Source organism: Pseudomonas serbiensis (assembly GCF_030580745.1).
Classification (GTDB): domain Bacteria; phylum Pseudomonadota; class Gammaproteobacteria; order Pseudomonadales; family Pseudomonadaceae; genus Aquipseudomonas; species Aquipseudomonas serbiensis.
In genome coordinates this window covers 101,905-127,735 of sequence record NZ_JAUQOO010000017.1, presented here as the reverse complement: position 1 = coordinate 127,735, position 25,831 = coordinate 101,905, and the positions used below count along the sequence as shown (strand labels likewise).

The following is a 25,831-nucleotide window of genomic DNA, read 5'->3' as shown; positions in this document are numbered from 1 at the left end:
GAATGAATTCGCTCCTTGGCTGCAACTGTTGGGGGTTAGCGGCCAACGTGATATGTTTGCAGGCGTTTTTCACCTGATTATTTGATGATTCTGATACCGAGCCTGCTGACTCTATGCGAATGCGCCTTATGCTATTGGGCGGCGGGAATGCCCTCGGGCAGGCGCTGATTCGTCTGGGTGCCGAGGAAGACATTGGTTTCCTCGCGCCGCGTCCACCGCAAGACGGTTGGGATGCGGCGAGCCTGACGCAACTGCTCGATGACACCCGTCCCGATGCCTTGATCAACCTTGCTTACTACTTCGACTGGTTTCAGGCGGAGACAGTGAGCGAAGCGCGTCTGACCCACCAGGAGCGCTCTGTCGAGCGCCTGTCCGAACTGTGTCAGCACCACAACATTGTGCTTCTTCAGCCGTCCAGCTATCGAGTGTTCGATGGCTCGCGTGCAACTGCCTATAGCGAAAAAGACGATCCCGTGCCTCTGGGGCTGCGGGGTCAGGCTTTGTGGCGTATCGAGCAGAGCGTGCGTGCGGCTTGCCCGCAACATGTGCTCTTGCGCTTTGGCTGGTTGCTGGATGACAGCGCCGATGGTGTGCTGGGCCGTTTCCTGACTCGGGCCGAGCAGCCGGAAGAATTGCTGCTGGCCGATGATCGCCGTGGAAATCCGACCCCTATCGACGATGCTGCCCGCGTGATCATCTCGGTACTCAAGCAACTCGATTGCGCAGCACCGCTGTGGGGGACTTACCACTACGCCGGTCATGAGGCCACGACGCCTCTGGCGCTGGGGCAGGCGGTTCTCAATGAGGCGCGCCTGCTGCATCCCCTGGCAATCGAGTCGCCTACTGCGCAGGCCCACGCCGCACGGCCCGATGCAGCACAAGAGCCGCAACATGGCGTGCTGGCCTGCAAGAAAATTCTCCATACTTTCGGCATCAAGCCGCGCGCCTGGCGTGCTGGCTTGCCAAGCCTGCTGGATCGGTACTATCGACATGTCTGACGCTCCAGTTCTGATCACCGGCGGTGCTGGCTTCATTGGCTCACATCTGGCTGATGCCCTGTTGGCTCAAGGGTACGCGGTGCGCATCCTCGATGACCTTTCAACCGGCAAGCGCAGCAACCTGCCGCTGGATAACCCTCGTATCGAGCTGATCGAAGGCGATGTCGCCGACAGTGCTCTGGTGACCCGCGCAGCCCGGGGATGTCAGGCAGTGGTGCATCTGGCGGCGGTTGCTTCGGTGCAGGCATCGGTAGAAGACCCGGTCAAAACCCATCAAAGCAACTTCATCGGCACGTTGAACGTCTGTGAAGCCATGCGCGAAGCGGGTATCAAGCGCGTCCTGTTCGCGTCCAGTGCTGCGGTGTACGGCAACAATGGTGAAGGTGAGTCGATCACCGAAGACACGACCAAAGCGCCGTTGACGCCTTATGCCTCGGACAAGCTGGCCAGCGAGCAGTATCTGGACTTCTATCGTCGTCAACACGGGCTGGAGCCGGTGGTGTTCCGCTTTTTCAACATCTTCGGGCCTCGCCAGGACCCGTCATCGCCTTATTCCGGTGTGATCAGTATTTTTGCCGAGCGTGTCGAGAAAGGGCTGCCGATCACGGTGTTTGGTGATGGCGAACAGACGCGGGACTTCTTCTACATCGGCGATCTGGCCAGGCTGCTGATCCAGGCTCTTGAGCAAAAGAACCCGGCCGAAGGCGCGATCAATGTCGGATTGAACAAGGCCACTTCGCTTAATCAGCTGTTGGCAGCGTTATCGGACGTCGTCGGGAGCTTGCCGCCAGTCAGCTATCAGGCGCCACGTTCTGGCGACATTCGCCACTCAAGGGCGGACAACCAGCGTCTGCTGGAGCGTTTCACGCTCGAAGAAACGACACCGCTGAGTGTAGGACTGGCACGTTTGCTTGAGCGTTGAATACCCGGGTTGCCCTGTTTGCAGGTGAGTTGTAAGTCTTGTGAACAGGGTATTCGGGTAGTAACTATTGCTGGTTGTTACTTATAAATGTGGCCGTTTTCCTAGATGGCTGTAGGGCATTTCTGTATCGTTTGTAGTTTGCCTTTTTGAAATTTTAAAACGTTTAAATAGCCTTTAGCATCCAACGCCCTTTTACACGGAGCGTATGGAATGAAGAGCGAAAACGAAGTCAGCCCCATTAAAAAAGTTGTAGTGGACACGTTGCCGTGTGAGCTGGTCGTGGCCGGTTTTGCCGAGGAATATGCACAGTATCTGGAGCACTATAAAAATACTGGGCAAAACCCGCTCTCCCTGCCTTTTCTGTTACTTGGCATCTCTGCCTGGCTGATGATTCTGGTTGGTTTCTTCACGATTGTGTTTGGTCCCGAAGTCATCAGTTATGACAGTCAGACCGGGCCGACCTTTGGGCAGATCATTCAGATCTATCCCGGCCCTATCGTTTCTGTCGGGGTTCTTCTACTCACCATCGGCAAGTTTTTTGACAGCGACAGCAGCGGTGCCCTATTAACGCCAGAGCTGTTTCTGCTGGCTTTCTATGAGTTGCAACTACCTGAAGGGCCGGAAAATCTGGCAGAGGTTTCTATCGCGCATGTCGACGGTGCCTTGTTTCAGATAAACCGTGCTTAGCCCAAAACGACAAAAGCACCCATCAGGGTGCCTTTGTGCGTTTATCGGGGTGTGTCATGGATATCAGAACTTGTAACCCACGCCCACCATGTAGACCCATGGGTCGATGTCTACATTGACTTTGGTCTTGCCGACGCTCAGGGCTGATGGGCCATCCACGGTGGCTTCGGTGTCGATATCGACATACCAGACCGAGGCGTTGAGCAGGACGTTGTCGGTGATCAGGTAATCAACGCCCAACTGGCCAGCCAGGCCAACCGAATCCTTGAGCTTGAGGTTGCTGAAGCCCTGATCCTTGCGGTTGCCGGTCAGGTCGGTGTCAAAGAAAGTGGTGTAGTTGATACCGATGCCTGCATAAGGCTGGAACTTCGACGAAGGTTCCATCGGGTAGTACTGCAGGGACAGGGTCGGTGGCAGGTGTTTGACATCGGCCAGTTTGCCGTCAAGCCCAGGGCCAAGGCCGCTGACTGAAACCGTGTGGCTGAAAGGGGTTGCTGCCAGCAGTTCGATACCGACATGAGAAGTCAGCATGTAGGCGAAGGTCAGGCCGAGTTGCGTATTGCCATCAAGGCTTGCCTTGGTGCCAGAGACTCTGGAGCCGTCGAGCTTCACCTCGCCGCTGTCTTCGTTAGGTTGGACATGCGCGGCGCCGGCACGGACGATGAAATCACCCGCCTCATAGGCCTGTGCGGCAGTAGGGGCGGCGATGGCGAGCGCTATGAGTGAAGCGCGAAGCAAGGACTTTTTCATGAGTGGCTCCAAGGGGTCAGTAAGTTTTATGGGCTAATGTTAAAGCGCTGTTTTTAGGCGACTTTGATACAGCTCAATGAAACTGTTGAGAGCCCCGGAAACTTCACGAATCCGGCAATTCGTAGACAAATATCTTGTCTGCCTGCATTTGATAACCCGCCTCGGCCAACTCGCTGGTCGATGATTTTGCCTGCATCGGTCCTTCAATCCAGTACGGTTGATACAGTTCATCGACCTTCACGCCCAGCTCACTGGTGACGTGCACGATCTGGTTGGCGGGCGGGGGCGGAACATGAATGCAGGCACCGAAATACGGCACCAGCAAAAACTCCGTCACCCGACCTTCCTCGCTGACCTCAAGTGGCACGATGTACCCCGGCAGACGTACCAGCTTGCCATCCAGTGCCTTGACGACAGGTGCATGGGGCGCCAGTTGTCTTGCTGCCGGTGCCGACTCCATGGCCAGTGCATCGGACAGCTTCGACATGTCATGCAGTGGCGCTGTAATCGGCGCCACGACAGGTGCATCGGGTGGAATCATGTCATTCCAGGTCAGCTCGCGCGGCTCGACGGCCCACACCGAAGTGCTGGCCGAGAGCAGCAGGGTTATCAGCAAGCGCCGCATTGTTGAGTTCCTCATAAGCGAATCGATAGCCCATCGGCCAGCGATTGCCTGTAGGCTCGCCATGCTGGCACGGTACCCATCAACAGCGCAGCAGCAAGGATGCCACCGAGCAATTTCCATTCATATTGGCCAGGTGGCATAGAGGACAGGTACAAACCGTAAGTGTCCTGCACGTAATCCTGCGCCAGAAAAATCCCGAGATAGAGCAGTACAAGGCCACTGACGACGCCCGCCAACGCCAGTGCGAAGGCTTCAAGAATCAGCAGGCTTGCGATGTGCCAGGGACGTGCGCCGACCGATCTGAGGATCGCCATTTCACGACGACGCTCGTTCAGGCTGGTCAAGATAGCCGTCAGCATACCAATAAGCCCCGTGAGCACCACGAACAATGAAATCACGAACAGGGCTTTTTCGGCGGTCCCCATCAGGCTCCACAACTCTTGCAAGGCCACACCGGGCAGAATCGCCAGCAGCGGTTCGCCGCGGAACTCATTGATCTCGCGTTGCAGGCTGAACGTCGCAATCTTGCTGTTCAGGCCCAGCATGACCGCAGTGATTGCCGTGGGCGTCAGGTCCATGTTGCGTGCCTGATCGGCAGAGATACGCTCATTGCCCCGTGCAGGCGCGCCGTTGTGCCAGTCAATGTGAATGGCCTCCATACCGCCCAGGCTGATATGCAGCGTGCGGTCGACCGGTGTGCCAGTCGGTTTCAGTATTCCCACCACCGTGAACGGCTTGTCGTCATGCTTGACCAGGCTGATTGCGGCCACGCCATGAGCCAGGACCAGCTTGTCGCCCAGCTTGTAGTGCAGGGCCCTGGCGACCTCCGAACCCAGGACCACTTCAAACGGATCGGTCTGGAAGGCACGACCATCAGCCAGTGTCAGATGTTGCTGGCGGCCGTACTGGTAGTTCTCGAAATAGGATTCGTTGGTGCCCATCACCCGATAGCCGCGATGGGAGTCGCCTAGGGAAATCGGGATCGCCCATTTCACCTGTTTGTGATTGGCCAGGTGCTCGAAACTGTCCCAGCGAATGTTGTTGGTGGCATTACCGATGCGAAAGACCGAGTAGAGCAGCAGGTTGATCGAGCCGGAACGTGCGCCGACGATCAGGTCCGTACCGCTGATGGTGCTGGCGAAGCTGGCGCGAGCCTCGGTACGTACTCGCTCGACGGCCAGTAACAGGCAGACCGACAGGGCAATGGCGAAAACGGTAAGGAATGCGGTGAAGCGGCGGTTGGCCAGACTGGCCATTGCCAGACGAAACAGATACATCTCAAATCTCCACGTCGACGGCAGCGCGATTGAGTTCGGACAACGAGAGGTTGCGGTCGAACAGGGGCGCCAGGCTCTGGTCATGGCTGACAAACAACAGGCTGGAACCGGCTTCACGGCATTCTGCAAACAACAGGCGAATGAAGGACTCCCGGGTATCGGCATCCAGTGCCGAGGTGGGTTCGTCGGCGATCACCAGCTCTGGCTGGCCGATCAAGGCACGAGCCGCCGCAACCCGTTGTTGCTGGCCGATGGACAGGGAACCGGCGCGTCGGGTCAGCAATGCCGGGTCTTTCAAGCCCAGGTGTGCGAGCAGGGTGCTGGTGGCTTGCTCGACACTGCCATGACGCTGTTTTGCCCGTTCGGCCCGGACTTTGGAGAAGTGGCAGGGCAGTTCGACGTTCTCCCGTACCGAGAGAAACGGCAGCAGGTTGAACTGCTGGAAGATGTAACCTGTGTGGTCAACCCGAAAGCGATCCCGCGCACCTGCCGACAATTGCGACAAGTCCTGGCCCAGCAGACGAATGCTGCCGCTCCCCGGTTTCTGTACGCCACCCAGCAGGCCCAGCAAGGTGGTCTTGCCACTGCCGCTCGGGCCTTTGAGGAACAGTGTTTCTCCCGGCTCCAGGCGAAAGGCCGGGATGTCCAGCAATTGCGGATGCCCGGGCCAGTTGAAGCTCAGGTCCGACAGCTCGATAAGTGCTTGGGTCATAGCCTGACTCGCGGTGTGTTGAGGTGTACATGAAAAGTAAAAGACCGGGCCAGGCCCGGTCGTTCTACAGCACGCGGTAATCAGAACTTGATCGACGGGTTCGCCGCAATCACTTCTGCGCCGGACTGGCCGCTTGGCGAGATCAACTGTACCTGGAGCTTCTTGGTATCGGGGAAGGTCAGGAAAATCTGGGTCAGATCCAGCTTTTTCAGAATGGCCGGAGCGTCGCAGACGAACTTGTAATGGCCTTTGATCTCACTGTGTTCGTGATGTTCGTCGCCGTCTTTGGCATGGTCATCATGATCGTCATCCTTGTCGCCGAACAGTGGGCTTTCAAGCTTCACCGAGGTAGCCGAACAGTTGGCGGCATCCGAGATGCTGAACAGGGCATTGGGCTTGAGCAGTTGCTCGCGAGCCTTGGCCAGTTTTGCCTTGTCCTCGGCAGACGTCGCTGCATGCTCGAAGCCCACAATGTTCATGGCCGGGCTCTCGAATTCCAGCTCCAGAGTCTTGCCCGACAGCACCACATCCAGACGACCCACGCCATGTTCATGCGCGCCCAGGCTGCCATGCTCGTGTTCGTGATCGTGTGGTTCGGCAGCATTGGCAACGGCCAGTGGCAGCAAGGCGAAGGGTAGAGCAAGAAGCAGACGACGCATGACGGACTCCGGACATGATTTGAAAAAATCTGTTATGTGATCTTATAACAATTGGCGGCGCGGGTGACCTGTTTTTTATGTGCGCCTTCGATTTGGCATACAACGCACTCAAGTTATGACGAAGCAATCTCATAGCGCCTGAAATTCCTCCTACCGTCAAATGAAGAAGGCATTCGATCGGTTCAGGACCGAGTCTCAGGGAGAGAGAAACATGCCAACGCTTTGTTGCCCGGCCGTTGCCGTGCCGGAGTTCACGATCAGTCTTGAGGAAACGCTGGCGCTCGTTTCCAGCCTGTATCCGCATCATCCTCAGTTGCCGCTTGTGCGGCGTCTGATCCGCAATACCAAGGTAAGCAAACGCCATTTGGTGCAATCGATAGAGCAGACTCTGGAACATCCGGGCTTCGAGATGCGTAACCGGACCTATGAGCGTGAAGCCAAGGCCCGCATTCCCGATGTCGTGAGCCGGGCGTTGAGTAATGCCCAACTGCTTCCCCGGCAGATTGACGCAATCATCTATGTGTCCTGCACCGGTTTCATGATGCCTTCGCTGACGGCCTGGATGATCAATGAGCTGGAGTTTCGCAGCGATACACGACAGATACCCATTGCCCAACTGGGGTGTGCGGCTGGCGGCTCGGCCATCAATCGCGCCCACGATTTCTGCCTGGCCTATCAGGAGGCCAACGTGCTGATTGTGGCCTGCGAGTTCTGTTCGCTGTGTTACCAGCCAACGGACATGACGGTCGGCAATCTGCTGTCCAATGGCCTGTTCGGCGATGCGCTGGCTGCTGCGGTGGTGCGAGGTCAGGGCGGTGAGGGCATCCAACTGGTGGGCAATGGCTCGCGTCTGGTGCTGGGCACCGAAGACTGGATCAGCTATGCCGTCAAAGCCACCGGTTTTCACTTCTGTCTTGACCGACGGGTACCGGGAACCATGGCGCAACTGGCGCCTGAGCTGCGCTCGGTGGCTGCGGATCATGGCTGGCAGGCCGACGATCTGGATTTCTACATCATCCACGCCGGTGGTCCGCGGATTCTCGATGACCTGTCGCATTACCTGGGCGTGGATTGCGCTCTGTTTGTCCACAGCCGTGCCACTTTGACCGAGTACGGCAACATCGCATCGGCGGTTGTGCTGGATGCATTGCGTCGGTTTTTCGAGACTGGCGGCGCTCATCGGGGGGCGCGGGGAATCATTGCCGGGTTCGGTCCCGGCATCACCGCTGAAATAACCTTGGGTACATGGAACAACAGGGAGGTTTCACCATGACTGTCACAGCATCTTCAGCGCCCGATACTTTTTTGCTGGGAGGTGACATGCCCGTCAAGCGCATGGGCTATGGCGCCATGCACCTGACCGGATATGGCATGTGGGGGCCTGCGGAAAATCCTGAGCAGGCCAAGGCCGTGCTGCGTCATGCCGTTCATGAGTTGGGCGTCACGTTCATCGACACGGCAGACTCTTACGGGCCGGGTGATAACGAAGCCATCATTCGCAGTGCGCTTCATCCATACCCTGAGGATCTGGTCATTTCCACCAAGGGCGGAATGCTGCGGTCTGGCCCCAATGACTGGATACATGGCGCGCCGGGTGCTCCGTATATCGAGCCCTTGGGGCGGCCCGAGTATTTGCGTCAGCAGGTGGAAATCAGCTTGCGTCGCCTTCAGGTCGAGCGCATCGACTTGTATCAATTGCACAGCATCGATCCTCAAGTACCGCTGGCTGATTCCCTGGGCGAGCTTGTCCGTTTGCGCGAGCAGGGCAAGATCCGCCATATCGGATTATCCAACCAGCCTGGCGTGACGCTTGAGCAGTTGGAGCAGGCCCATCGTGTGGCGAACATTGCTGCCGTCGAGAACCTTTACAACATTGCCGACCGCACTGATGAGCCCGTATTGCAGCGGGCGCAGGCACTGAATATCGCGTTCATTCCATGGTTCCCGCTCGGCCATGGCGCGCTTGTCGGGTCTGACAGTGCGTTGCAGCCGCTTGCCAGCCAATATGGCCTGACACCTTCGCAACTGGCTCTGGCGTGGTTGTTCAATCATGCCCCTGGCACAGTGCTGATTCCCGGAACCACGTCCATCGCCCATCTGGAGGAAAACGCCAAGGCCGTGAGCGTGCAACTGGATGAGGATCAACTGTCAGCCATTGCTCGGGAAGTCGATGGTCTTTCGCTGCCGACCTGGCGTCCCGAGCGCTGAGGAGGAAATGCCATGAGCACCTGCCAGCGGAATATCGTGACCCTGCGGGATATCTATGAGGATCTGACCCGTATTGCCGAGTTCGCGGACGATGACATCGTGTTGCACAAGGCCGATCAGAATGCCTGCCCGCCCACCGCCATTGGCAAGGAGGCGGTGCGCTGTCATGAAGTCGATCTCATCGCTCTGACGCACTATTCGCTGTACATGGATGTGCAGGAAATCATCGCCAATGAGTATTTCGGTACGGTTCTCGGAAACCTGCGGGCAACGTCCGCCGACAAGAGCATTTGCATGCCGTTCTGCGGGCTGTGGCGCTTTCGTGAAGGAAAGGTCATCGAGCACTGGGAAAACGCCTACGACGCAGGAGCCTTTGGCGGCTTTCTGATGGGGGATGATGCGCGGGCGGCTCGCTGGCTCTGTTTCTGAAGCTGTGGGAGCATGGGGCCTGCCAAGCGAGGAGACAGAGCATGTTGCGTATTCGTGGAACCATCGGCCAGTGGCCTGTGGATTTGACGTTGGAACTGGACGACGGTGACTGGGCGCAACTGGGTGCCCAGCTCAAGGCTGCCGCCCCCGAGGCGAGCAGTGTTGTGGAAAGCCGGCCTGTCAATCAGGACGACAGGATCTGGCAGACCGCCAAGGACCTGCTGCAAGAGGCCGGGCAACTCAGCGGGCCGGATCTGCTGGGGAAACTGGAAGGGCTGACCGGCAGCACCGCCGCAGGCAAGCGCCTGCTGGTGCGTCTGCGCCATAGCGCCAATGTGAAAGTCGAAAGCGGCGCTGATGCACCGCTGTATAGCTGGGTCGAAATCAGCTCACCGTAGGAGCGAATTCATTCGCGAAGAGCCCAGGTAAATCGCCAGGAAGGGCCGCTCAATACAACGCTGCAAACAACTTGCGACGGTAGGTGGTCACCAGCGGATGGTCATTGCCCAGCAGATCGAACACTTGCAGCAGGGTCTTGTGCGGCAGACCCTCGGCGTAATTGCGGTTGCGGATGAACAGCTTGAGCAGGCCTTCCAGCGCTGCTTCGTATTGCTGGCGGGACAATTGCTGGACGGCCAGTTGATGTGAAGCTTCGTCGTCCTGCGGATTTTGCGCCAGACGTGTTTTCAGCTCTGCGGTATCCGGCAGTGTGGCCGCCTCGGCCAGGAAGGTCAGTTGCGCCCTGGCACCTGCCAGCTCTGCCTTGTGGGCGTCGCTCTTGACCGCATCCAGCACGGTGCGGGCTTCGCCCAACTCGCCGCGCTCAGCCAGGCAGCGTGCATACAGGATCAGCGCCGCTGCATTGGTATTGTCTTCGCCCAGCAGAACCTTGAGCACCGCCTCGGCATCGGAGAAACGGCTTTCGGCAAACAGCGCTTGGGCCTGTTGCAGTGGATCAGCTGCTGGAGGAGGCGGCATGACCACATGCTGTTCGAGAATCTTGCGGATTTCCGACTCGGGCTGCGCCCCGGCAAAACCATCCACCGGCTGGCCGTCCTTGAACAGCACCACCGTCGGCAGGCTGCGGATGCCAAAGCGGGCGACGATTTCCTGTTCGATATCGCAATTGACCTTGGCCAGCAGCAATTCACCCTGATAGCTCGCGGTGATCTGCTCCAGCAACGGCATCAGCACTTTGCAAGGCGCACACCACTCGGCCCAGAAATCCACCAGCACGGGCTGATCGAATGACTTTTCGATCACCAACTGGTCGAAATTCGCTGCGGTTGTCTCGAAGATGTAAGAAGTGTCCTGGCTCATTGCGTGTCTCGCAAAATCTGAATGCCGCCAACTATAAAGGCCCCAAGGCATTGCTGAAAGCGGCGAGTATCAGGGCAAGACCTGCGGTGCGGCTTCAGCGTTGGGCGTGATACAGGCTGACGTCGCGAAACTCATGGGGCTCTGCCAGATCGGGAAGGGTGTGAGCATGCAACATCGCCAGGCGTTGATAGGCTGCATGTTTGAAGTCGCGGACCCGTGAATCTGCAACCAGTGCCTGGCGGCCCCGGCTGAGGAACTGATCCAGCAAAGGCAGGTTGGCACGGTCATACAAAACATCTGCGACCAGGATCAGGTCGAAACGATCGGCCTCGGCAAAGAAATCTGCCGAGTAATTCAGTTGCACGTCATTGAGTTCAGCATTGGCCTGACAGGCCGCCAGCGCCAGCGGGTCCAGGTCGCACGCGACCACTTCGGCGGCACCGGCCCTGACAGCGGCAATGCCTGCAACACCGGAGCCTGCCCCGAAATCCAGTACACGCTTGCCTGCGACCCAGTGCGGGTGCTCGGCCAGAAAGCGTGCCAACGCCAGGCCGCTGGCCCAGCAGAAACTCCAGTAAGGCGGCTCTTCCAGAATGCGGCGTGTCTCGTCAGGGCTGAAGGCACGATCCATGTTGTCGGCGTCGATCAGCCACAGTTTCAGCTCAGTGCCCGGTAGCGCAGTGGCGACCAGGCGGGCGTCGCCAAGCAACTGGCTCAGCGACTGCTGAAGTGCTGGCGGCGCAGTCATGGCGCGCTGACGAACTGCAACTGTCCCAATGCTTGAGTGGTGGGTTGCTCGATACGCAACGACGGCAGATGCAGGATCAGTTGCCCTGATTTACTGGCGCGCCCGCGCAACTCGACCCGCTGGCCAACCGGGAAGGCTTCCGGGTTAAAGCGCAACTGGAAGGGCAGCGACTGGCCGTTGCCTTGCAGCTTGGTGCTGGTCAGCAGTTTCTGCGGGCGGCCACGCTCGTCGATCACCAGCACTGCCAGTTCGACTTCTGCATTGGCAGGTACACCCAAGAGTTGCCCGCTCAGTTCCCGTTGATGAGGCAACAACGGGCCTGGGCCTGCTGGAACCTTGGGCGCTGTCACTGCGGGTTTGGCGGGAGCCGGTTGTGGGGCTTCAGTGCTGCTGCAAGCGCTCAGCAGGCCGATGAGCCCGAGCAAGGCAATGGGGCGTAACGTCATGAACGGCTCCAACAAAAACAAAATACAGAGGGCTGATAAAAAGGCCGTGATGCAGTATTACCGAATGCAGGCAGTTTCACATCGCCTTGATGCACTTTTATAAAGCATTAACGATGTGCAGCCCGTGTTCGTATGCTGCCGAAGTCTTGTCTTGCCAGCGAGATGCGCTACCATGGCGCTCCCCATTTTTTGTTGCCTGCCACCATGCACTGTCCCTTCTGCGGTGCCAATGACACCAAAGTCATCGACTCACGCCTTGTTGCCGAAGGCGAACAGGTTCGTCGCCGTCGCGAGTGCCTCGCTTGCGGTGAGCGTTTCACTACCTTTGAAACGGCCGAACTGGTCCTGCCTCGCCTGATCAAGCAGGACGGCAGTCGACAGCCTTTCGACGAAGAAAAACTGCGTGCCGGCATGCAGCGGGCTCTTGAAAAGCGGCCCGTGAGCGTCGAGCGCCTTGAGGCGGCCCTTGTGCATATCAAGCACAAGCTGCGCGCAACGGGTGAGCGGGAAGTCAAATCTCTGGTGGTGGGCGAACTGGTCATGACCGAGCTGCAAAAGCTCGATGAAGTGGCTTATATCCGTTTTGCTTCGGTCTACCGACGTTTTCAGGATCTCAACGAGTTTCGCGAGGAAATCGATCGTCTCGCTCGTGAGCCGGGTAAAGAATGAGTACAGCGTTGGTTGAGCAGGACGCTCTGGACGTCCATTACATGGCCCGCGCACTGGAACTGGCGCGCAAGGGCATCTATTCCGCACACCCCAACCCCCGCGTTGGCTGCGTGATCGTGCGCGACGGCAAGATTGTGGGCGAGGGCTGGCATGCGCGGGCAGGTGAGCCCCATGCCGAAGTGCACGCCTTGCGTCAGGCGGGCGACAAGGCCCGTGGCGCAACGGCCTATGTCACGTTGGAACCGTGCAGCCACCATGGCCGCACGCCGCCTTGTGCCGATGCGCTGATCAATATAGGTGTCGCCCGTGTCGTCGCAGCCATGCAGGACCCCAATCCTGAAGTTGCCGGGCGCGGGTTGTTGCGTTTGATGAACGCGGGCATCGCGGTCCAGTGCGGCGTACTTGAGCCTGAGGCCCGTGCGCTGAACAAGGGTTTCCTCAAGCGAATGGAAAAAGGCCTGCCCTATGTGCGGGTCAAACTGGCCATGAGTCTGGATGGCCGCACGGCCATGGCCAGCGGTGAAAGCCAGTGGATCACCGGCCCCGAGGCACGTTCTGCGGTACAGCGGCTGCGAGCGCAGTCGAGTGTTGTCCTGACCGGTGCCGATACGGTGCTGGCCGACAAGGCTCGCCTGACCGTGCGCCCCGATGAACTCGGCCTGAATGCGGAGCTGAGCGCCCTGGCCGCCACGCGCCCGCCCTTGCGGGTATTGATCGACAGCCGTTTGCGAGTGCCGCTGGATGCACCGTTCTTCAAGGCGGGCAGCGCGCTTGTCGCGACCCGTGCAGCGGCGTCGGCTCGTAGTCGTTATCACGATGAAGGCCACGAAATGCTGGCCTTGGCCAACAACGATGGTCATGTGGACTTGCGCAAGTTGCTGGTCGAACTGGCGGCGCGTGGCGTCAATGACGTGCTGGTCGAGGCGGGGCCACGTCTGGCCGGCGCTTTCACCCGCCTCGGGCTGGTTGACGAATATCAGATTTTCATCGCTGGCAAGTTCCTGGGCTCCACGGCCCGGCCGCTGCTTGACCTGCCTCTGGCACAAATGAGCGAAGCCCTGGAACTGAACATCGTAGAAATGCGCGCAGTCGGTAATGACTGGCGAGTCATTGCTCTCCCTGTTCCGGCTCACGGCGTATAATTCCCGGCTTTCGCTTAGCGCGCAGCCCTTGTTCTCCCGGAGGACCCATGTTTACCGGCATTATCGAATCCATCGGCAGCATCCGCGCCCTGACTCCAAAAGGCGGCGATGTCCGCGTTTACGTGGAAACCGGCAAGCTTGATCTGACTGACGTCAAACTGGGCGACAGCATCGCGGTCAATGGCGTCTGCCTGACTGCCGTCGAATTGCCCGGCGACGGTTTCTGGGCCGATGTCAGTCGTGAAACCCTGACCGTGACCGCTTTTGTCGACCTCAAGGTTGGCAGCCGGGTCAACCTGGAAAAGGCACTGACGCCGACCTCGCGTCTGGGCGGCCATCTGGTCAGCGGCCATGTCGATGGTGTGGGTGAAATTGTTTCCCGTGAAGATAACGCCCGTGCGATCCAGTTTCGCGTGCGCGCTCCCCGCGAACTGGCCAAGTACATCGCGCACAAAGGCTCGATCACAGTCGATGGCACCAGCCTGACCGTCAACTCGGTCAATGGCGCCGAGCTCGAGCTGACCATCGTGCCGCACACCCTGTCCGAAACCATCATGGCCGACTACCGTCCGGGCCGTAAGGTCAATCTGGAAGTGGATCTGCTGGCGCGCTACCTGGAGCGCCTGCTGCTGGGTGACAAGGCTGCCGAGCCAGGCCAGGGCGGGATCACCGAAAGCTTTCTGGCCGAGAACGGCTACCTCAAATCCTGAATTGAAGGGGGTGCCGAGTGGCGCTCAACACGATCGAAGAACTGGTTGAAGACATCCGCCAGGGCAAGATGGTCATCCTGATGGATGATGAAGACCGCGAGAACGAAGGCGACCTGATCATGGCCGCCGAATGCGTCAAAGCCGAACACATCAACTTCATGGCCAAGTACGCCCGTGGCCTGATCTGCATGCCCATGACCCGCGAGCGTTGCGAAACCCTCAAGCTGCCGCTGATGGCGCCACGCAACGGTTCCGGTTTCGGCACCAAGTTCACAGTCTCCATCGAAGCTGCCGAAGGCGTGACCACCGGTATTTCTGCCGCTGACCGTGCGCGCACCGTGCAGGCCGCTGCTGCAAAAGATGCAAAGGCTGAAGATATCGTCAGCCCCGGCCATATTTTCCCGTTGATGGCCCAGGCGGGCGGAACCCTGTCCCGCGCCGGTCATACCGAAGCGGCATGCGACCTGGCGCGCATGGCTGGTTTCGAGCCGAGCGGCGTGATCTGCGAAGTGATGAACGACGATGGCACCATGTCCCGTCGTGCCGAACTCGAAGCCTTTGCCCTCGAACACGACATCAAGATCGGCACCATTGCCGACCTGATTCACTATCGGATGATCCACGAACGTACCGTTCAGCGGATTGCCGAGCAGCCAATGGACAGCGAACTGGGTCATTTCAACCTGGTGACCTATCGCGATTCCGTCGAAGGTGATGTCCACCTGGCGCTGACCCTGGGCAATATCTGTGCAGAAGAACCTACCCTGGTTCGTGTGCATAACATGGACCCGCTGCGCGATCTATTGATGGTCAGGCAACCGGGTCGCTGGAGCCTGCGTGCCGCAATGTCCGCGGTTTCCGAGGCTGGCAGCGGTGTGGTTCTGTTGCTCGGTCACCCGCTGGATGGCGATGTTCTGCTGGCCCATATCCGGGAAACCGCCGGGCAGCAGGTCATCAAGACGCCGACGACTTACAGCACTGTAGGTGCCGGTTCGCAGATCCTGCGTGACCTTGGTGTGCGCAAGATGCGCCTGATGAGTTCACCAATGAAGTTCAATGCGATATCCGGTTTCGATCTGGAAGTTGTAGAATACGTGCCCTCCGAATAAATACCGGCAGGTCGGTCCGTGCTGACGCTCGCGTTTTGCATGTTCCGGCCTGGCAGTCCCGATTCGTGGCCTACAATCCCTGACAGTCCGCCCCAGGCGGGCTTGCTCTTTAATACGAGACTCACCCGAATGACCTTGAAGACCATCGAAGGTACCTTCATCGCCCCACAAGGCCGCTACGCCTTGGTGGTTGGCCGTTTCAACAGCTTCGTCGTGGAAAGTCTGGTGAGCGGCGCTGTCGATGCGCTGGTTCGCCATGGCGTGAGCGAAAGCGACATCACCATCATCCGTGCGCCGGGTGCTTTCGAGATCCCTCTGGTTGTGCAGAAAGTTGCCCAACGTAAAGAGTTCTCGGCCATCGTCGCCCTGGGCGCGGTGATCCGTGGTGGTACGCCTCACTTCGAATACGTGGCTGGCGAGTGCGTCAAAGGCCTGGCTCAGGTTTCCATGGACGCAGGCATTCCAGTCGCTTTCGGCGTACTGACTGTCGATTCCATCGAGCAAGCCATCGAGCGTTCCGGCACCAAGGCCGGTAACAAAGGTGCTGAAGCTGCACTGTCTGCCATTGAAATGGTCAGTCTGCTGTCGCAGTTGGAGGCCAAGTGATTTCCGACGATAGCGATCAGTTCAACCCGCGCGACGCCAAGTCTCCCGAGGCTGCCAAAGGCAAGAGCGCCAAACGTCGCGAAGCACGTCAGCTCGCGACCCAGGCGCTGTACCAGTGGCACATGGCAGGCCATTCGTTGAACGAAATCGAGGCGCAGTTTCGCGTCGATAACGATTTCAGCAACGTCGATGGCGCTTACTTCCGCGAGTTGCTGCATGGTGTCGCCACCAACAAGACCGAAATCGATGTTGCGCTCAAGCCTTGCCTTGACCTGACCATCGAAGAGCTGGACCCGGTCGAGCTTGCTGTTCTGCGCCTGTCCACCTTTGAACTGCTCAAGCGCATCGACGTGCCTTACCGCGTTGTGATCAACGAAGGCATCGAGCTGGCTAAAGTCTACGGCTCCACTGACGGCCACAAGTTCGTCAACGGTGTACTGGACAAGCTGGCACCTCGTCTGCGTGATGCTGAAGTGAAGGCTCACAAGCGCTGACCGGCGCCTGTAATTCTCATGGGTGAATTCGAGCTGATCCGCAATTACTTCGCTGTCGCGCCTTGTGCGCAGGGCGGCGAAGGGGTCGCGTTGGGGATCGGCGACGACTGCGCGCTGCTGGCGTTACCGCCCGGCGAGCAGTTGGCGATTTCCACCGATACGCTGGTTGCCGGGGTGCATTTCCCCGACATCTGCGACCCTTTTCTGCTGGGCCAGCGCGCTCTGGCGGTTTCTGCCAGCGATCTGGCTGCCATGGGCGCTCGCCCTGTTGCATTCACGCTTGCCCTGACGTTGCCTCAGGTCGAAGCCGCCTGGCTTCAGGCCTTTGCCGAAGGTATGAACCTGATGGCGCAGGGGTGTTCGTTGCGTCTGGTGGGTGGCGATACCACGCGCGGGCCATTGAGCCTGACGCTGACCGTATTCGGTGCTGTGCCTGCCGGTCAGGCTCTTACCCGCAGTGGTGCCCGCGAAGGCGATCTGCTGTGTGTCGGCGGAGCCTTGGGTGATGCCGCCGCGGCCTTGCCTCTGGTGTTGAATCAGCGCAGTGCGCAGCCTTCGATTGCCGAGCCCTTGCTGGCGCGTTACTGGTCACCACAGCCGCAGTTGGCGCTGGGGCAGGCGTTGCGAGGCAAGGCTACGGCTGCGCTGGACATTTCCGATGGCTTGCTCGCGGACTGTGGGCACATTGCCCGGTCGTCGGCCGTGCGCTTGCTGATCGAGCGCGACAAGCTGCCGATGTCTGAGCCCTTGCTACAGTTGTTTGATCTGCCCGCTGCGCAACAGGCTGCGCTCAGTGGTGGCGATGATTATTTGCTGGCTTTCACGCTACCGCCCGAACAACTGACCGGCTTGCTCGATACAGGTTGGCCGGTGCATGTGATCGGGCGGGTTGTTGAAGGGCAGGGCGTTGCGTTGCTCGATGCCAATGGGCAAGACGTCACGCCTGTCGCGCTGGGCTATCAGCATTTTCGGAGTGAAGCGTGAAAAACAACCCCGAACAGGTTCCAGCCGAGTTTGTACCTCCCTCGGTCTGGACCAACCCTTGGCATTTCCTGGCATTCGGTTTTGGTTCGGGTACGCTGCCCAAGGCTCCCGGAACCTGGGGATCGATAGTTGCCGTGCCGTTCATTCCCTTGTGGCAGATGTTGCCGGGCTGGGGCTACTGGCTCATGCTGGGCGTCACCATGCTGTTTGGCTTCTGGCTGTGCGGCAAGGTCGCGGACGATCTGGGCGTACACGATCACGAAGGGATCGTCTGGGACGAAATGGTCGGGATGTGGATAACCCTCTGGCTGGTACCTGAAGGCTGGGTGTGGTTGCTGGCGGGTTTTCTGGTGTTCCGCTTTTTCGACATCCTCAAGCCATGGCCCATCCGCTGGCTGGACCGACATGTCCATGGTGGCTTCGGGATCATGATCGACGATGTGCTGGCTGGTGTATTTGCCTGGTTTTCCATGCAGGGACTGGTCTGGGCCTGGGGATTGATCTAGCTTTTTGATATTAATGGGTAAGAATTCAGCCTAAGCGTCTCCAGGAACGTGCTGTTACAATCGGACCTTGCGAATTTCCAGTCTTCTACTACCTAGGAGCACACGGTGCCCGTCGTATTTGTCGCTGCTTCCAAGCTGCCTACCCCTTTTGCACAATTCACCATGAATGGTTTTCTTGAACAGGAAACCGGGCGCGAGCACGTCGTCCTGAGCCTGGGTGATATTGCCGATGGCGCTCCTGTTCTGGGCCGGGTGCATTCCGAATGCCTGACCGGCGATGCCTTGTTCAGCCAGCGTTGCGATTGCGGCTCCCAACTTGAAGCTGCCTTGCGCGCCATTGCCATCGAAGGCCGTGGTGTGCTGCTGTATCTGCGTCAGGAAGGTCGCGGTATTGGCCTGATGAACAAGATCCGCGCCTACGAATTGCAGGACGGCGGTGCCGATACGGTCGAGGCCAACGAGCGTCTGGGCTTTGCGGCCGACCAGCGTGATTACGCGATCTGCCTGCCGATGCTGCAACACCTGAAAGTCGACTCCCTGCGCCTGATGACCAATAACCCGCGCAAGGTCAAAGCCCTGACCGACATGGGCATCAAGGTTGCCGAACGTGTGCCGCTGCACACTGGCCACAACCCGCACAACAAACTGTACCTGGCGACCAAGGCCGGCAAGCTGGGCCACATGATGGGCAATGAGCACCAGAGTGAGGTCGACCCGGCGTGAATCGCAACAATGTGCGCAGACGGATGGCGCTGGCCTGGTGGCAGCAGCTAGGCCTGAGTCTTGCGCCATTGTTGGTGGTCTGTATTTTTCTGGATGCTGGTGAGGTCCTGATTCACGTGTTGGCGATGCCGTTGTTCATCGCCGGTGTCGCCTCGATGTTCCTCAGCCTCAAGCCTTTCGGTGCTTTCAAGCGTGCATTGATTGCCACCCAGGCGGCACTCGACACACCCGACGAAACTGCAGCCTGGCTCAAGCTGGCTGCGACTCGCCGTATTGCCTTTCTGTTCGCCGGGATTCCGGCATGGGTGGCGGCTGGGGCCTTGTTCATCGGGCTTGAGCCGGTGCCTGTGTTTCTGCTTGCTCTCTCTACTGTGGCGCTGTTTTACCTGTACCGCATTCCGCCGCAACTGGGATAACTCTCAGACACGTAGCACATGGGCCAGCTTCACTGGCCTTGTCGCCAGCAAGCTGCCTCCCACCGTTTCGTTTGTGCTTCAGCCAATCAACGCCAACCGTGCCTTGATCGCCGCTTCGATACCGTCTGCATCCAGACCACACTCGGCCAGCATCTGTGCTGGCTTGGCGTGTTCGACATAGATATCGGGCAAGCCGAGATGCAACACGGACTTGAGGATATTCTCCCGCGCCAGGAACTCGCTGACCGCCGCGCCCGCGCCACCCATGATGGCGTTTTCTTCGATGGTAACCAGCAAATCATGACTGGCTGCCGTTTCACGGATCAGGGCTTCGTCGAGTGGCTTGACGAAGCGCATGTCTATAACCGTGGCATCCAGTTTTTCTGCAACTTCCAGCGCATCGGCCAGTTGCACGCCGAACACCAGCATGGCAACACGCTTGCCTTGACGACGAACCACGCCCTTGCCGATTTCGACGGGTTGCAGGCCGTTGTCGATAACCGCATTCGGGCCGGTGCCACGCGGGTAGCGCACGGCGGCCGGGCCAACATACAGGTAACCGGTGTTGAGCATCTGACGCAGCTCGTTCTCATCACTCGGCGTCATTACCAGCATGCCGGGAATGCAGCGCAGGTACGACAGATCGAAGCTGCCGGCGTGAGTCGGGCCGTCTTCGCCTACCAGACCTGCACGGTCGATGGCGAACAGCACGTCGAGATTCTGCACCGCCACGTCATGCACCAGTTGGTCATAGCCGCGCTGCAGGAAGGTGGAGTAGATCGCCACCACCGGTTTGCTGCCTTCGCATGCCATACCGGCGGCAAGTGTCACCGCATGTTGCTCGGCAATGGCCACGTCGAAGTAGCGATTCGGGAAGCGTTCGCTGAACTCAACCAGATCGGAGCCTTCTTTCATGGCTGGGGTAATGCCTACCAACCGCGAATCGGCCTTGGCCATATCGCAGATCCACTGACCGAACACGCCGGAATACTTCGGCCCGCTGGCTTTTTTCGGTGCGGCAGGCGCATTCAGCGGTTCAAGCTTGGTGATGGCGTGATAGCCGATAGGATCGACTTCGGCCGGAGCGAAGCCTTTGCCTTTCTTGGTCACCACATGCAGGAACTGCGGCCCCTTGAGGTCTCGCATGTTACGCAGTGTGGCAATCAGGGTCGGCAGATCGTGGCCATCGATAGGGCCGATGTAGTTCCAGCCCAGTTCTTCAAACAGGGTGCCGGGCACCAGCATGCCCTTGGCGTACTCTTCAGTGCGACGAGCGATTTCCCAGGCGCCAGGCAGACGTGAAAGCACTTTTTTACTGCCTTCGCGCATGCTGGTGTAAGTGCGGCTGGAAAGAATCTTGGCCAGATAGTTCGACAGCCCGCCGACGTTGCGCGAGATCGACATGTCGTTGTCGTTGAGGATCACCAGCATGTCAGCAGCGACTTCCGGCGCGTGGTTCAGCGCCTCGAAAGCCATGCCGGCGGTCAGTGCGCCGTCGCCGATCACCGCGATGGACTTGCGGTCGCTGCCTTGCAGGCGGGCGGCAATCGCCATGCCCAGCGCGGCACTGATGGACGTGCTGGAATGCCCGACGCCAAAGGTGTCGTACTCGCTCTCGCTGCGACGCGGGAACGCGGCAATGCCGTCCTTCTGGCGCAGAGTGGTCATGCGCTGGCGGCGGCCGGTAAGGATCTTGTGCGGATAGGCCTGATGACCGACATCCCAGACCAGACGGTCATCCGGGGTATCGAACACATAATGCAGGGCGATGGTCAGTTCGATGACGCCAAGGCCTGCACCGAAATGCCCGCCGGTCTGACCAACGGAATAGAGCAACTCCTGGCGCAGTTCATCTGCCAGGGTTTCCAGCTCGGCTTCACCCAGGCGGCGCAGGCCGTCCGGTGTATCTGCACGGTCGAGCAGCGGCGTAACCGGGCGCTCGCGGGGAATCTCTTTGAACGTCGTGGGCATCAGGCGAATCGTTATAAGTAAAAGAGGCGGCAGTTTACCTTATGCATCGCAAGCTGCCCATGAAGTGCATCTGCAGATACGCAGGAGTAATGAATCAGACCTGATCGAGCGTCGTTGATTCATCAGGTCTGACGTTCGGCTGCTATGTCAGTTGCGGCGTTCGACGATGTAACGCGCCAGCTCCCGCAACGGCTCTGCGGCTGCGTCAAATGGTCGCAGCGCGTTCAACGCCTGATCGCGAAGTTCCAGCGCATAGGCCTTGGCCGGTTCCAGGCCAAGCAACGCGGGATAAGTCGGTTTGTCACGGGCAATATCGGCACCCTGGCGCTTGCCCAGAGTAGCGGTATCGCTTTCAACGTCGAGAATGTCGTCCTGTACCTGAAAGGCTAGACCAATAGCGCGAGCATAGACCTGCAGTGCGTCGAGTCGGGCTTGATCGGCATGACCGCTGGCCAGCGCGCCGAGCCTGACGCTGGCTTCGATCAGCGCACCGGTCTTGTGCCGATGCATGAACGCCAGTGCGGCTTGATCGAGCTTCAAGCCTACCGACCCCAGGTCAATGGCTTGCCCGCCCACCATGCCGGCCGGGCCAGCGGCCTGGGCCAGGGTGCTGACCATCAGCAAGCGGGTTTCGGCATCCTGTGACGTCAGGCGCGGGTCGAGCAGGGCGGTAAACGCCAGGCTTTGCAGCCCGTCGCCCGCCAGGATCGCACAGGCTTCATCAAAGGCTTTGTGGGTTGTAGGCTGGCCGCGACGCAGATCGTCGTCGTCCATGGCGGGCAAATCGTCATGCACCAGCGAATAGGCATGGATCAACTCGACCGCACAGGCCGCGCCATTGGCGTCTTCAGCGATACCGCCCAACGCTTCACAGGCCGCGTATGCCAGCAGCGGGCGTACCCGTTTGCCGCCGTTCATCACGCTATAGCGCATGGCAGCATAAAGACGGGTCAGCTCCGGGCCAGGTGCTTCAAACAGACCCTCGAGTGCCGCGTTGACGCGAGCCTGGCTTTGCGCCTGATAGCTCGCGATCATTCGGGTTGTTCCGCATCGAAAGGCTCTTCGGCCAGTTCGCCGTCGCGCTCCAGCAACACTTGCACCTTCTGCTCGGCCTGGGCCAGGGCATTCTGGCAGTCACGTGTCAGGCGCACGCCTTGCTCGAAAGCGGTCAATGAGTCTTCCAACGACAGCTCACCATTCTCCAGACGCTCAACCAGCGTTTGCAGATCGGTAAGGGATTGTTCGAAATCCAGTGCAGCTTTCTTGCGGGCCATGGCGGCATTCCCGGTGGAGATTAAACCGGCGCGACACTAGCAGAGCCGCAGCCGTGGGGCAAACGCTTGAGCGACCTGAGTCGCGGGTTGTCAGTTCAGAGCGGCTGCAAATCCGGCTTTCAGGTCCTCGATCAGATCATCGGGGTTTTCCAGGCCGATTTGCAGGCGCAGCATCGGCAGAGCTTGCTCGCGCGCGCCATAGTGATCCACCTCGGAGACGAGGCTTTCAAAACCGCCCCATGAATAACCGACACCAAACAGCTTCAAGGCACCGGTAAACCGGTCCAGAACCTGACGGTCGGCGGTCTTGAACTCAAAACTCAGCAAGCCGTTACAGCCATGGAAGTCCCGCTTCCAGATGGCATGCCCCGGATCTTCCGGCAACGCCAGGTGCAGGACGCGAGCGACTTGTTCATGGCCTTGCAGCCACTGCGCGACTTGAAGTGCATTGTGCTCGTGCATCTTCATGCGTGCCGCCAGGCTCCGGGCACCGCGCAAAACGAGGTAGGCATCGTCGGGGCTCACGGTATTGCCCACGGCAGTGTTCATGGTCTTGAGGGTTTTCCAGTGCTCTTCGGTGGTGCTGACGCTGCCCATCATGACGTCCGAGTGCCCGGCAATATATTTGGTCAACGCCATCAACGAGATGTCCGCTCCCAGCTCCAGCGGCTTGAAAAGCACCCCCGAACCCCAGGAGTTATCCACCGCCAGCAGCAGATTGCGTGCCTTGCACAGCCGCGACAAGGCGGGCAGGTCACAGATATCGAAAGTCAGCGAGCCAGGGACTTCGGCGTAGATCATGCGTGTATTGGGCTTGATCAGCGACTCCACATTGCTGCCGTCGGCGGTGTAGTAATCGAATTCGATATCGAAGGCCGTCAGCAACGTCCTGACCAATCGCCGAACCGGGCCGTATACCGCCTCGGTAATCAGCACATGCTGGCCGGGCCGCAGAAATGCCTGAAACATCTGCGCCGCCGCCGCGAGGCCGGTTGAGTACAGGCAAGTGCCATGCGCGCCTTCAAGCTTCGAGACCAGATCCTGCAACGCAAATGCCGTCGGGTTGCCGTTGGCCGCATAGGTCAGCGAACGATCCGGGCCCGCAGTCCGCGCTTCTGCTTCACGCAGGCTTTGCAGGCTGTCGAACAACACCGTGCTCATGCGTACCACCGGCGGGTTCACCGCAATGCCCGGCCCGCTGCTGGCACTACGGCCATCTTGGGACAACGCAGTCTGGGCGAGAGGGTCTTTGTCTTGGGGCATTGCAGGCTCCGAACTACTGGGTAAAAGAATTTCAGCTTGCTACGCAGGAGACACGAGATTCAGAAGCATCCTGCATACAGCCTGACGTCACGGGTGATTATCATGCGCTGCCTCTTGTATTTGAGCGATAGAAGAGGTGATTTGTGGGTAATAGTACGACGTCTGTTCAGCCTGAGGGCTATAGCGATTGGTTGAAGTCGCTCAAGGGTGACATCACGCGGGCGCGACAGCGTGCGGCTCTGGCGGTTAATAGTGAGCTGGTGATGCTTTATCATCGGATTGGTCTGGATATCAGGCAACGGCAAACGCAGCGTGGCTGGGGCGCGAAGATCATAGAGCGACTTGCATCTGACCTTTCAGATGCGTTTCCTGATGTTCGCGGCTTTTCAAACCGTAACCTCAAGTACATGGCGTTCTTCGCGCTTCATTGCCCTGATTGTCAATTTGGGCAGCAGCCTGCTGCCCAATTACCCTGGTTCCACATCGTCACCCTGCTGACCAAGCTGAATAACACCGCAGATCGAGAGTGGTACGCGGCACAAGCCGTCCAGCATGGCTGGTCACGCAGCACTCTGGAAGCCAATATCAAGAGCCGCTTGCACTTGCGTCAGGGTGGGGCCGTCTCCAACTTCGACATGCACCTGTCATCCGATGATTCCGCTCTTGCCCGGCAGGTGTTAAAGGATCCGTATCTGTTCGATTTTCTTGGCTTGGGCAATGACGCCCGGGAGCGAGAGATCGAGAATGGTCTGATTCAACACATCACCCGTTTCCTGATGGAATTGGGAGCCGGTTTTGCATTTGTAGGACGTCAGTTCCGGCTGGAGGTGGCGGGTGACGAGTTCTTCATCGACTTGCTGTTCTATCACACGCGACTCAAATGCTATGTGGTGGTAGAACTCAAGGCCACTTCATTCAAGCCTGAACACGCCGGGCAACTGAGCTTTTATCTGGCGGCTGTCGATGCGCAGATCAAGGCTGACGATGATAAGCCCACCATAGGGCTGTTGCTGTGTAGACAGCACAACCGCCTGGTAGCGGATTACGCTTTATCCGGCTTCGGCAAACCAATGGGCGTCGCGGAATATCAGTTACTGCGAGACTTGCCAGAGACATTGACACAAAGCCTGCCGAGTATTGCTCAGATCGAAGCGGCCTTGTCTGATGAGCTGGATACTCTGGAGTCATGATGCCGATCAGTTGATGCATAAACAAAACTGATCGGCATTGAAAATGTAGGAGCGGATTCATCCGCGATACGCCCAAAGAAAATCTATCGCTTCCACGGGCCTCTCGCGAATAAATTCACTCCTACAAATCAGACGCCTGATGCCGTTCTGGAACCTGATCCGCTTCATCACCCCATGTGCGATTGACCTTCTTGCCGCGTATAACGGCAGGGCGTGCGGCGATCTCTTCTGTCCAGCGAAGCAGGTTCGGATATTCATGCACGGACAAGAACTCCGCTGCGGAATAAACACTGTTCTGTACCAGCGCGCCATACCACGGCCAGACCGCTATGTCGGCGATGGTGTAAGTGTCACCGGCCAGATAACGGCTCTCGCCCAAGCGACGATCCAGCACATCAAGCTGACGCTTGGCCTCCATTGCGAAACGGTTGATGGCGTACTCGTTCTTCTCGGGAGCGTAGGCATAGAAATGCCCGAACCCGCCGCCCAGATACGGCGCAGCACCCATCTGCCAGAACAGCCAGTTCAGGGTTTCAGTGCGGCCTGCGTGATCGGAGGGCAGGAAGCTGGAAAATTTCTCCGCCAGATAAAGCAGGATCGACCCGGACTCGAACACCCGCACCGGCGTCTCCTGGCTGCGATCCAGCAGCGCTGGAATCTTGGAGTTGGGATTGACCTCGACAAAGCCGCTGGAGAACTGATCACCTTCCGAAATCTTGATCAGCCAGGCGTCATATTCGGCACCGCTGTGCCCAAGCGCCAGTAACTCCTCAAGCAGAATGGTGACTTTCACACCATTGGGCGTAGCCAGCGAATAAAGCTGCAACGGATGCTTGCCTACCGGCAGTTCCTTGTCATGGGTCGGGCCGGCAGTGGGGCGGTTGATATTGGCGAAGGCACCGCCGGATGAAGCAGGCTGCCATACCTTTGGCGGCGTGTAAGGGGTATTGCTCATGCGGGAACCTCGTAATGGTTGAGCGTGATTATTTCGAC

The 25,831-nt window shown here is 58.8% G+C and carries 31 protein-coding genes; 18 read left to right on the top strand and 13 right to left on the bottom strand.

Translation table 11 applies throughout. The annotated features are described in order from the left end of the window. The first annotated feature begins 113 nt into the window (after positions 1-113). The 3 genes from Q6A51_RS20525 (at position 114) to Q6A51_RS20515 (ending at position 2,607) form a co-directional block, all read left to right on the top strand. Positions 114-998 (top strand): sugar nucleotide-binding protein, encoded by an 885-nt coding sequence (locus Q6A51_RS20525; RefSeq protein ID WP_201006998.1) that lies wholly within the window; start codon positions 114-116, stop codon positions 996-998. Continuing rightward, positions 991-1,920 (top strand): NAD-dependent epimerase/dehydratase family protein, encoded by a 930-nt coding sequence (locus Q6A51_RS20520; RefSeq protein WP_304575599.1) that lies wholly within the window; start codon positions 991-993, stop codon positions 1,918-1,920. The genes Q6A51_RS20525 and Q6A51_RS20520 overlap by 8 nt, the downstream gene beginning before the upstream one ends. Positions 1,921-2,130: 210 nt before the next feature. Next, entirely contained in the window at positions 2,131-2,607 is a 477-nt protein-coding gene (locus Q6A51_RS20515) for a hypothetical protein (protein ID WP_304575598.1), read from the top strand. A 63-nt stretch (positions 2,608-2,670) separates the two neighbouring features. Here the strand turns inward: Q6A51_RS20515 and Q6A51_RS20510 are convergent, their stop codons facing one another. From Q6A51_RS20510 to Q6A51_RS20490, 5 genes are all read right to left on the bottom strand, one after another. Then, on the bottom strand, positions 2,671-3,357 hold the full coding sequence (locus tag Q6A51_RS20510; protein ID WP_201006992.1) for an OmpW/AlkL family protein: 687 nt from the start codon (positions 3,355-3,357) through the stop codon (positions 2,671-2,673). A 103-nt stretch (positions 3,358-3,460) separates the two neighbouring features. Next, positions 3,461-3,982: a DUF3299 domain-containing protein gene (locus Q6A51_RS20505; protein WP_201006990.1), complete on the bottom strand. Its 522-nt coding sequence runs from the start codon at positions 3,980-3,982 to the stop codon at positions 3,461-3,463. Positions 3,983-3,993: 11 nt separating this feature from the next. Further along, entirely contained in the window at positions 3,994-5,259 is a 1,266-nt protein-coding gene (locus Q6A51_RS20500) for an ABC transporter permease (protein WP_304575597.1), read from the bottom strand. A gap of 1 nt (position 5,260) precedes the next feature. Beyond that, the gene (locus tag Q6A51_RS20495; protein WP_304575596.1) at positions 5,261-5,971 is read right to left on the bottom strand and encodes an ABC transporter ATP-binding protein; all 711 of its coding nucleotides are present in this window, start codon (positions 5,969-5,971) and stop codon (positions 5,261-5,263) included. A gap of 80 nt (positions 5,972-6,051) precedes the next feature. Further along, positions 6,052-6,630: a DUF2796 domain-containing protein gene (locus Q6A51_RS20490; protein WP_201018627.1), complete on the bottom strand. Its 579-nt coding sequence runs from the start codon at positions 6,628-6,630 to the stop codon at positions 6,052-6,054. A 211-nt stretch (positions 6,631-6,841) separates the two neighbouring features. Here Q6A51_RS20490 and Q6A51_RS20485 point away from each other — a divergent pair, with 211 nt between their 5' ends. The 4 genes from Q6A51_RS20485 to Q6A51_RS20470 are packed head-to-tail and all read left to right on the top strand — an operon-like array spanning position 6,842 to position 9,665. Beyond that, positions 6,842-7,903 carry a type III polyketide synthase gene (locus tag Q6A51_RS20485; protein WP_201018628.1) on the top strand — a complete coding sequence of 354 codons (1,062 nt, stop codon included), beginning with the start codon at positions 6,842-6,844 and terminating at the stop codon, positions 7,901-7,903. Continuing rightward, positions 7,900-8,838, top strand: coding sequence for an aldo/keto reductase (locus Q6A51_RS20480; protein ID WP_304575595.1), 939 nt, complete (start codon positions 7,900-7,902; stop codon positions 8,836-8,838). Before Q6A51_RS20485 ends, Q6A51_RS20480 begins: the two co-directional genes overlap by 4 nt. Positions 8,839-8,850: 12 nt before the next feature. Then, on the top strand, positions 8,851-9,267 hold the full coding sequence (locus tag Q6A51_RS20475) for a nuclear transport factor 2 family protein (protein WP_304575594.1): 417 nt from the start codon (positions 8,851-8,853) through the stop codon (positions 9,265-9,267). A gap of 41 nt (positions 9,268-9,308) precedes the next feature. After that, a complete protein-coding gene (locus tag Q6A51_RS20470; protein ID WP_201006984.1) occupies positions 9,309-9,665 on the top strand; it encodes a hypothetical protein in 357 nt (118 codons plus the stop codon). 49 nt (positions 9,666-9,714) lie between these two features. On the opposite strand, the gene trxA is transcribed toward Q6A51_RS20470, so the two are convergent. From trxA to Q6A51_RS20455, 3 genes are all read right to left on the bottom strand, one after another. Next, positions 9,715-10,587 (bottom strand): thioredoxin, encoded by an 873-nt coding sequence (trxA, locus tag Q6A51_RS20465; protein ID WP_304575593.1) that lies wholly within the window; start codon positions 10,585-10,587, stop codon positions 9,715-9,717. A gap of 94 nt (positions 10,588-10,681) precedes the next feature. Then, the gene (locus tag Q6A51_RS20460) at positions 10,682-11,335 is read right to left on the bottom strand and encodes a class I SAM-dependent methyltransferase (RefSeq protein ID WP_304575592.1); all 654 of its coding nucleotides are present in this window, start codon (positions 11,333-11,335) and stop codon (positions 10,682-10,684) included. Next, on the bottom strand, positions 11,332-11,781 hold the full coding sequence (locus tag Q6A51_RS20455; protein WP_201018634.1) for a YbaY family lipoprotein: 450 nt from the start codon (positions 11,779-11,781) through the stop codon (positions 11,332-11,334). Before Q6A51_RS20455 ends, Q6A51_RS20460 begins: the two co-directional genes overlap by 4 nt. 204 nt (positions 11,782-11,985) lie before the next feature. Here Q6A51_RS20455 and nrdR point away from each other — a divergent pair, with 204 nt between their 5' ends. The 10 genes from nrdR (at position 11,986) to Q6A51_RS20405 (ending at position 19,140) form a co-directional block, all read left to right on the top strand. Continuing rightward, entirely contained in the window at positions 11,986-12,450 is a 465-nt protein-coding gene (gene nrdR, locus Q6A51_RS20450) for a transcriptional regulator NrdR (protein WP_003317051.1), read from the top strand. Next, positions 12,447-13,592 (top strand): bifunctional diaminohydroxyphosphoribosylaminopyrimidine deaminase/5-amino-6-(5-phosphoribosylamino)uracil reductase RibD, encoded by a 1,146-nt coding sequence (gene ribD / locus Q6A51_RS20445; protein ID WP_304575591.1) that lies wholly within the window; start codon positions 12,447-12,449, stop codon positions 13,590-13,592. Before nrdR ends, ribD begins: the two co-directional genes overlap by 4 nt. Before the next feature lie 47 nt (positions 13,593-13,639). Next, positions 13,640-14,302, top strand: coding sequence for a riboflavin synthase (locus Q6A51_RS20440; RefSeq protein WP_304575590.1), 663 nt, complete (start codon positions 13,640-13,642; stop codon positions 14,300-14,302). Between the two features lie 17 nt (positions 14,303-14,319). Continuing rightward, positions 14,320-15,411 (top strand): bifunctional 3,4-dihydroxy-2-butanone-4-phosphate synthase/GTP cyclohydrolase II, encoded by a 1,092-nt coding sequence (gene ribBA / locus Q6A51_RS20435; RefSeq protein ID WP_201006977.1) that lies wholly within the window; start codon positions 14,320-14,322, stop codon positions 15,409-15,411. Between the two features lie 129 nt (positions 15,412-15,540). After that, positions 15,541-16,017: a 6,7-dimethyl-8-ribityllumazine synthase gene (ribH, locus tag Q6A51_RS20430; protein WP_025262014.1), complete on the top strand. Its 477-nt coding sequence runs from the start codon at positions 15,541-15,543 to the stop codon at positions 16,015-16,017. Continuing rightward, on the top strand, positions 16,014-16,511 hold the full coding sequence (nusB, locus tag Q6A51_RS20425) for a transcription antitermination factor NusB (protein WP_201006976.1): 498 nt from the start codon (positions 16,014-16,016) through the stop codon (positions 16,509-16,511). Before ribH ends, nusB begins: the two co-directional genes overlap by 4 nt. 18 nt (positions 16,512-16,529) lie before the next feature. Then, the gene (thiL, locus tag Q6A51_RS20420) at positions 16,530-17,495 is read left to right on the top strand and encodes a thiamine-phosphate kinase (protein ID WP_304575589.1); all 966 of its coding nucleotides are present in this window, start codon (positions 16,530-16,532) and stop codon (positions 17,493-17,495) included. Continuing rightward, complete coding sequence (locus tag Q6A51_RS20415; RefSeq protein WP_201018637.1) at positions 17,492-18,001, top strand: phosphatidylglycerophosphatase A family protein; 510 nt, start codon at positions 17,492-17,494, stop codon at positions 17,999-18,001. Before thiL ends, Q6A51_RS20415 begins: the two co-directional genes overlap by 4 nt. 105 nt (positions 18,002-18,106) lie before the next feature. Continuing rightward, positions 18,107-18,724 carry a GTP cyclohydrolase II gene (gene ribA / locus Q6A51_RS20410; RefSeq protein ID WP_201006973.1) on the top strand — a complete coding sequence of 206 codons (618 nt, stop codon included), beginning with the start codon at positions 18,107-18,109 and terminating at the stop codon, positions 18,722-18,724. After that, entirely contained in the window at positions 18,721-19,140 is a 420-nt protein-coding gene (locus Q6A51_RS20405; RefSeq protein ID WP_201006972.1) for an MFS transporter, read from the top strand. Before ribA ends, Q6A51_RS20405 begins: the two co-directional genes overlap by 4 nt. Before the next feature lie 78 nt (positions 19,141-19,218). On the opposite strand, the gene dxs is transcribed toward Q6A51_RS20405, so the two are convergent. The 4 genes from dxs to metC form a co-directional block, all read right to left on the bottom strand. Continuing rightward, on the bottom strand, positions 19,219-21,111 hold the full coding sequence (gene dxs / locus Q6A51_RS20400) for a 1-deoxy-D-xylulose-5-phosphate synthase (protein WP_201018639.1): 1,893 nt from the start codon (positions 21,109-21,111) through the stop codon (positions 19,219-19,221). A 147-nt stretch (positions 21,112-21,258) separates the two neighbouring features. Further along, complete coding sequence (locus Q6A51_RS20395) at positions 21,259-22,146, bottom strand: polyprenyl synthetase family protein (RefSeq protein ID WP_304575588.1); 888 nt, start codon at positions 22,144-22,146, stop codon at positions 21,259-21,261. Beyond that, entirely contained in the window at positions 22,143-22,385 is a 243-nt protein-coding gene (locus Q6A51_RS20390; protein ID WP_201006967.1) for an exodeoxyribonuclease VII small subunit, read from the bottom strand. The genes Q6A51_RS20395 and Q6A51_RS20390 overlap by 4 nt, the downstream gene beginning before the upstream one ends. 90 nt (positions 22,386-22,475) lie before the next feature. Next, positions 22,476-23,648: a cystathionine beta-lyase gene (gene metC / locus Q6A51_RS20385; RefSeq protein ID WP_304575587.1), complete on the bottom strand. Its 1,173-nt coding sequence runs from the start codon at positions 23,646-23,648 to the stop codon at positions 22,476-22,478. A gap of 143 nt (positions 23,649-23,791) precedes the next feature. On the opposite strand from metC, the gene Q6A51_RS20380 reads away from it, so the two are divergent. Further along, complete coding sequence (locus tag Q6A51_RS20380) at positions 23,792-24,838, top strand: PDDEXK nuclease domain-containing protein (protein WP_304575586.1); 1,047 nt, start codon at positions 23,792-23,794, stop codon at positions 24,836-24,838. Positions 24,839-24,959: 121 nt separating this feature from the next. Here the strand turns inward: Q6A51_RS20380 and yghU are convergent, their stop codons facing one another. Beyond that, positions 24,960-25,793: a glutathione-dependent disulfide-bond oxidoreductase gene (yghU, locus tag Q6A51_RS20375; RefSeq protein WP_304575585.1), complete on the bottom strand. Its 834-nt coding sequence runs from the start codon at positions 25,791-25,793 to the stop codon at positions 24,960-24,962. Positions 25,794-25,831 lie beyond the last annotated feature (38 nt).

Excerpts from the sequence above, each read along its gene's own strand:
- Q6A51_RS20395 (WP_304575588.1), bottom strand. The coding sequence starts at position 22,146 with ATGATCGCGAGCTATCAGGCGCAAAGCCAGGCTCGCGTCAACGCGGCA.
- Q6A51_RS20480 (WP_304575595.1), top strand. The coding sequence starts at position 7,900 with ATGACTGTCACAGCATCTTCAGCGCCCGATACTTTTTTGCTGGGAGGT.
- trxA (WP_304575593.1), bottom strand. The coding sequence starts at position 10,587 with ATGAGCCAGGACACTTCTTACATCTTCGAGACAACCGCAGCGAATTTC.
- Q6A51_RS20455 (WP_201018634.1), bottom strand. The coding sequence starts at position 11,781 with ATGACGTTACGCCCCATTGCCTTGCTCGGGCTCATCGGCCTGCTGAGC.
- dxs (WP_201018639.1), bottom strand. The coding sequence starts at position 21,111 with ATGCCCACGACGTTCAAAGAGATTCCCCGCGAGCGCCCGGTTACGCCG.
- Q6A51_RS20470 (WP_201006984.1), top strand. The coding sequence starts at position 9,309 with ATGTTGCGTATTCGTGGAACCATCGGCCAGTGGCCTGTGGATTTGACG.
- Q6A51_RS20510 (WP_201006992.1), bottom strand. The coding sequence starts at position 3,357 with ATGAAAAAGTCCTTGCTTCGCGCTTCACTCATAGCGCTCGCCATCGCC.
- Q6A51_RS20495 (WP_304575596.1), bottom strand. The coding sequence starts at position 5,971 with ATGACCCAAGCACTTATCGAGCTGTCGGACCTGAGCTTCAACTGGCCC.
- metC (WP_304575587.1), bottom strand. The coding sequence starts at position 23,648 with ATGCCCCAAGACAAAGACCCTCTCGCCCAGACTGCGTTGTCCCAAGAT.
- Q6A51_RS20390 (WP_201006967.1), bottom strand. The coding sequence starts at position 22,385 with ATGGCCCGCAAGAAAGCTGCACTGGATTTCGAACAATCCCTTACCGAT.
- ribD (WP_304575591.1), top strand. The coding sequence starts at position 12,447 with ATGAGTACAGCGTTGGTTGAGCAGGACGCTCTGGACGTCCATTACATG.
- Q6A51_RS20500 (WP_304575597.1), bottom strand. The coding sequence starts at position 5,259 with ATGTATCTGTTTCGTCTGGCAATGGCCAGTCTGGCCAACCGCCGCTTC.
- Q6A51_RS20520 (WP_304575599.1), top strand. The coding sequence starts at position 991 with ATGTCTGACGCTCCAGTTCTGATCACCGGCGGTGCTGGCTTCATTGGC.
- yghU (WP_304575585.1), bottom strand. The coding sequence starts at position 25,793 with ATGAGCAATACCCCTTACACGCCGCCAAAGGTATGGCAGCCTGCTTCA.
- Q6A51_RS20460 (WP_304575592.1), bottom strand. The coding sequence starts at position 11,335 with ATGACTGCGCCGCCAGCACTTCAGCAGTCGCTGAGCCAGTTGCTTGGC.
- ribH (WP_025262014.1), top strand. The coding sequence starts at position 15,541 with ATGACCTTGAAGACCATCGAAGGTACCTTCATCGCCCCACAAGGCCGC.
- Q6A51_RS20485 (WP_201018628.1), top strand. The coding sequence starts at position 6,842 with ATGCCAACGCTTTGTTGCCCGGCCGTTGCCGTGCCGGAGTTCACGATC.
- Q6A51_RS20490 (WP_201018627.1), bottom strand. The coding sequence starts at position 6,630 with ATGCGTCGTCTGCTTCTTGCTCTACCCTTCGCCTTGCTGCCACTGGCC.
- Q6A51_RS20515 (WP_304575598.1), top strand. The coding sequence starts at position 2,131 with ATGAAGAGCGAAAACGAAGTCAGCCCCATTAAAAAAGTTGTAGTGGAC.
- Q6A51_RS20475 (WP_304575594.1), top strand. The coding sequence starts at position 8,851 with ATGAGCACCTGCCAGCGGAATATCGTGACCCTGCGGGATATCTATGAG.
- Q6A51_RS20525 (WP_201006998.1), top strand. The coding sequence starts at position 114 with ATGCGAATGCGCCTTATGCTATTGGGCGGCGGGAATGCCCTCGGGCAG.
- Q6A51_RS20505 (WP_201006990.1), bottom strand. The coding sequence starts at position 3,982 with ATGCGGCGCTTGCTGATAACCCTGCTGCTCTCGGCCAGCACTTCGGTG.
- nrdR (WP_003317051.1), top strand. The coding sequence starts at position 11,986 with ATGCACTGTCCCTTCTGCGGTGCCAATGACACCAAAGTCATCGACTCA.
- Q6A51_RS20440 (WP_304575590.1), top strand. The coding sequence starts at position 13,640 with ATGTTTACCGGCATTATCGAATCCATCGGCAGCATCCGCGCCCTGACT.
- thiL (WP_304575589.1), top strand. The coding sequence starts at position 16,530 with ATGGGTGAATTCGAGCTGATCCGCAATTACTTCGCTGTCGCGCCTTGT.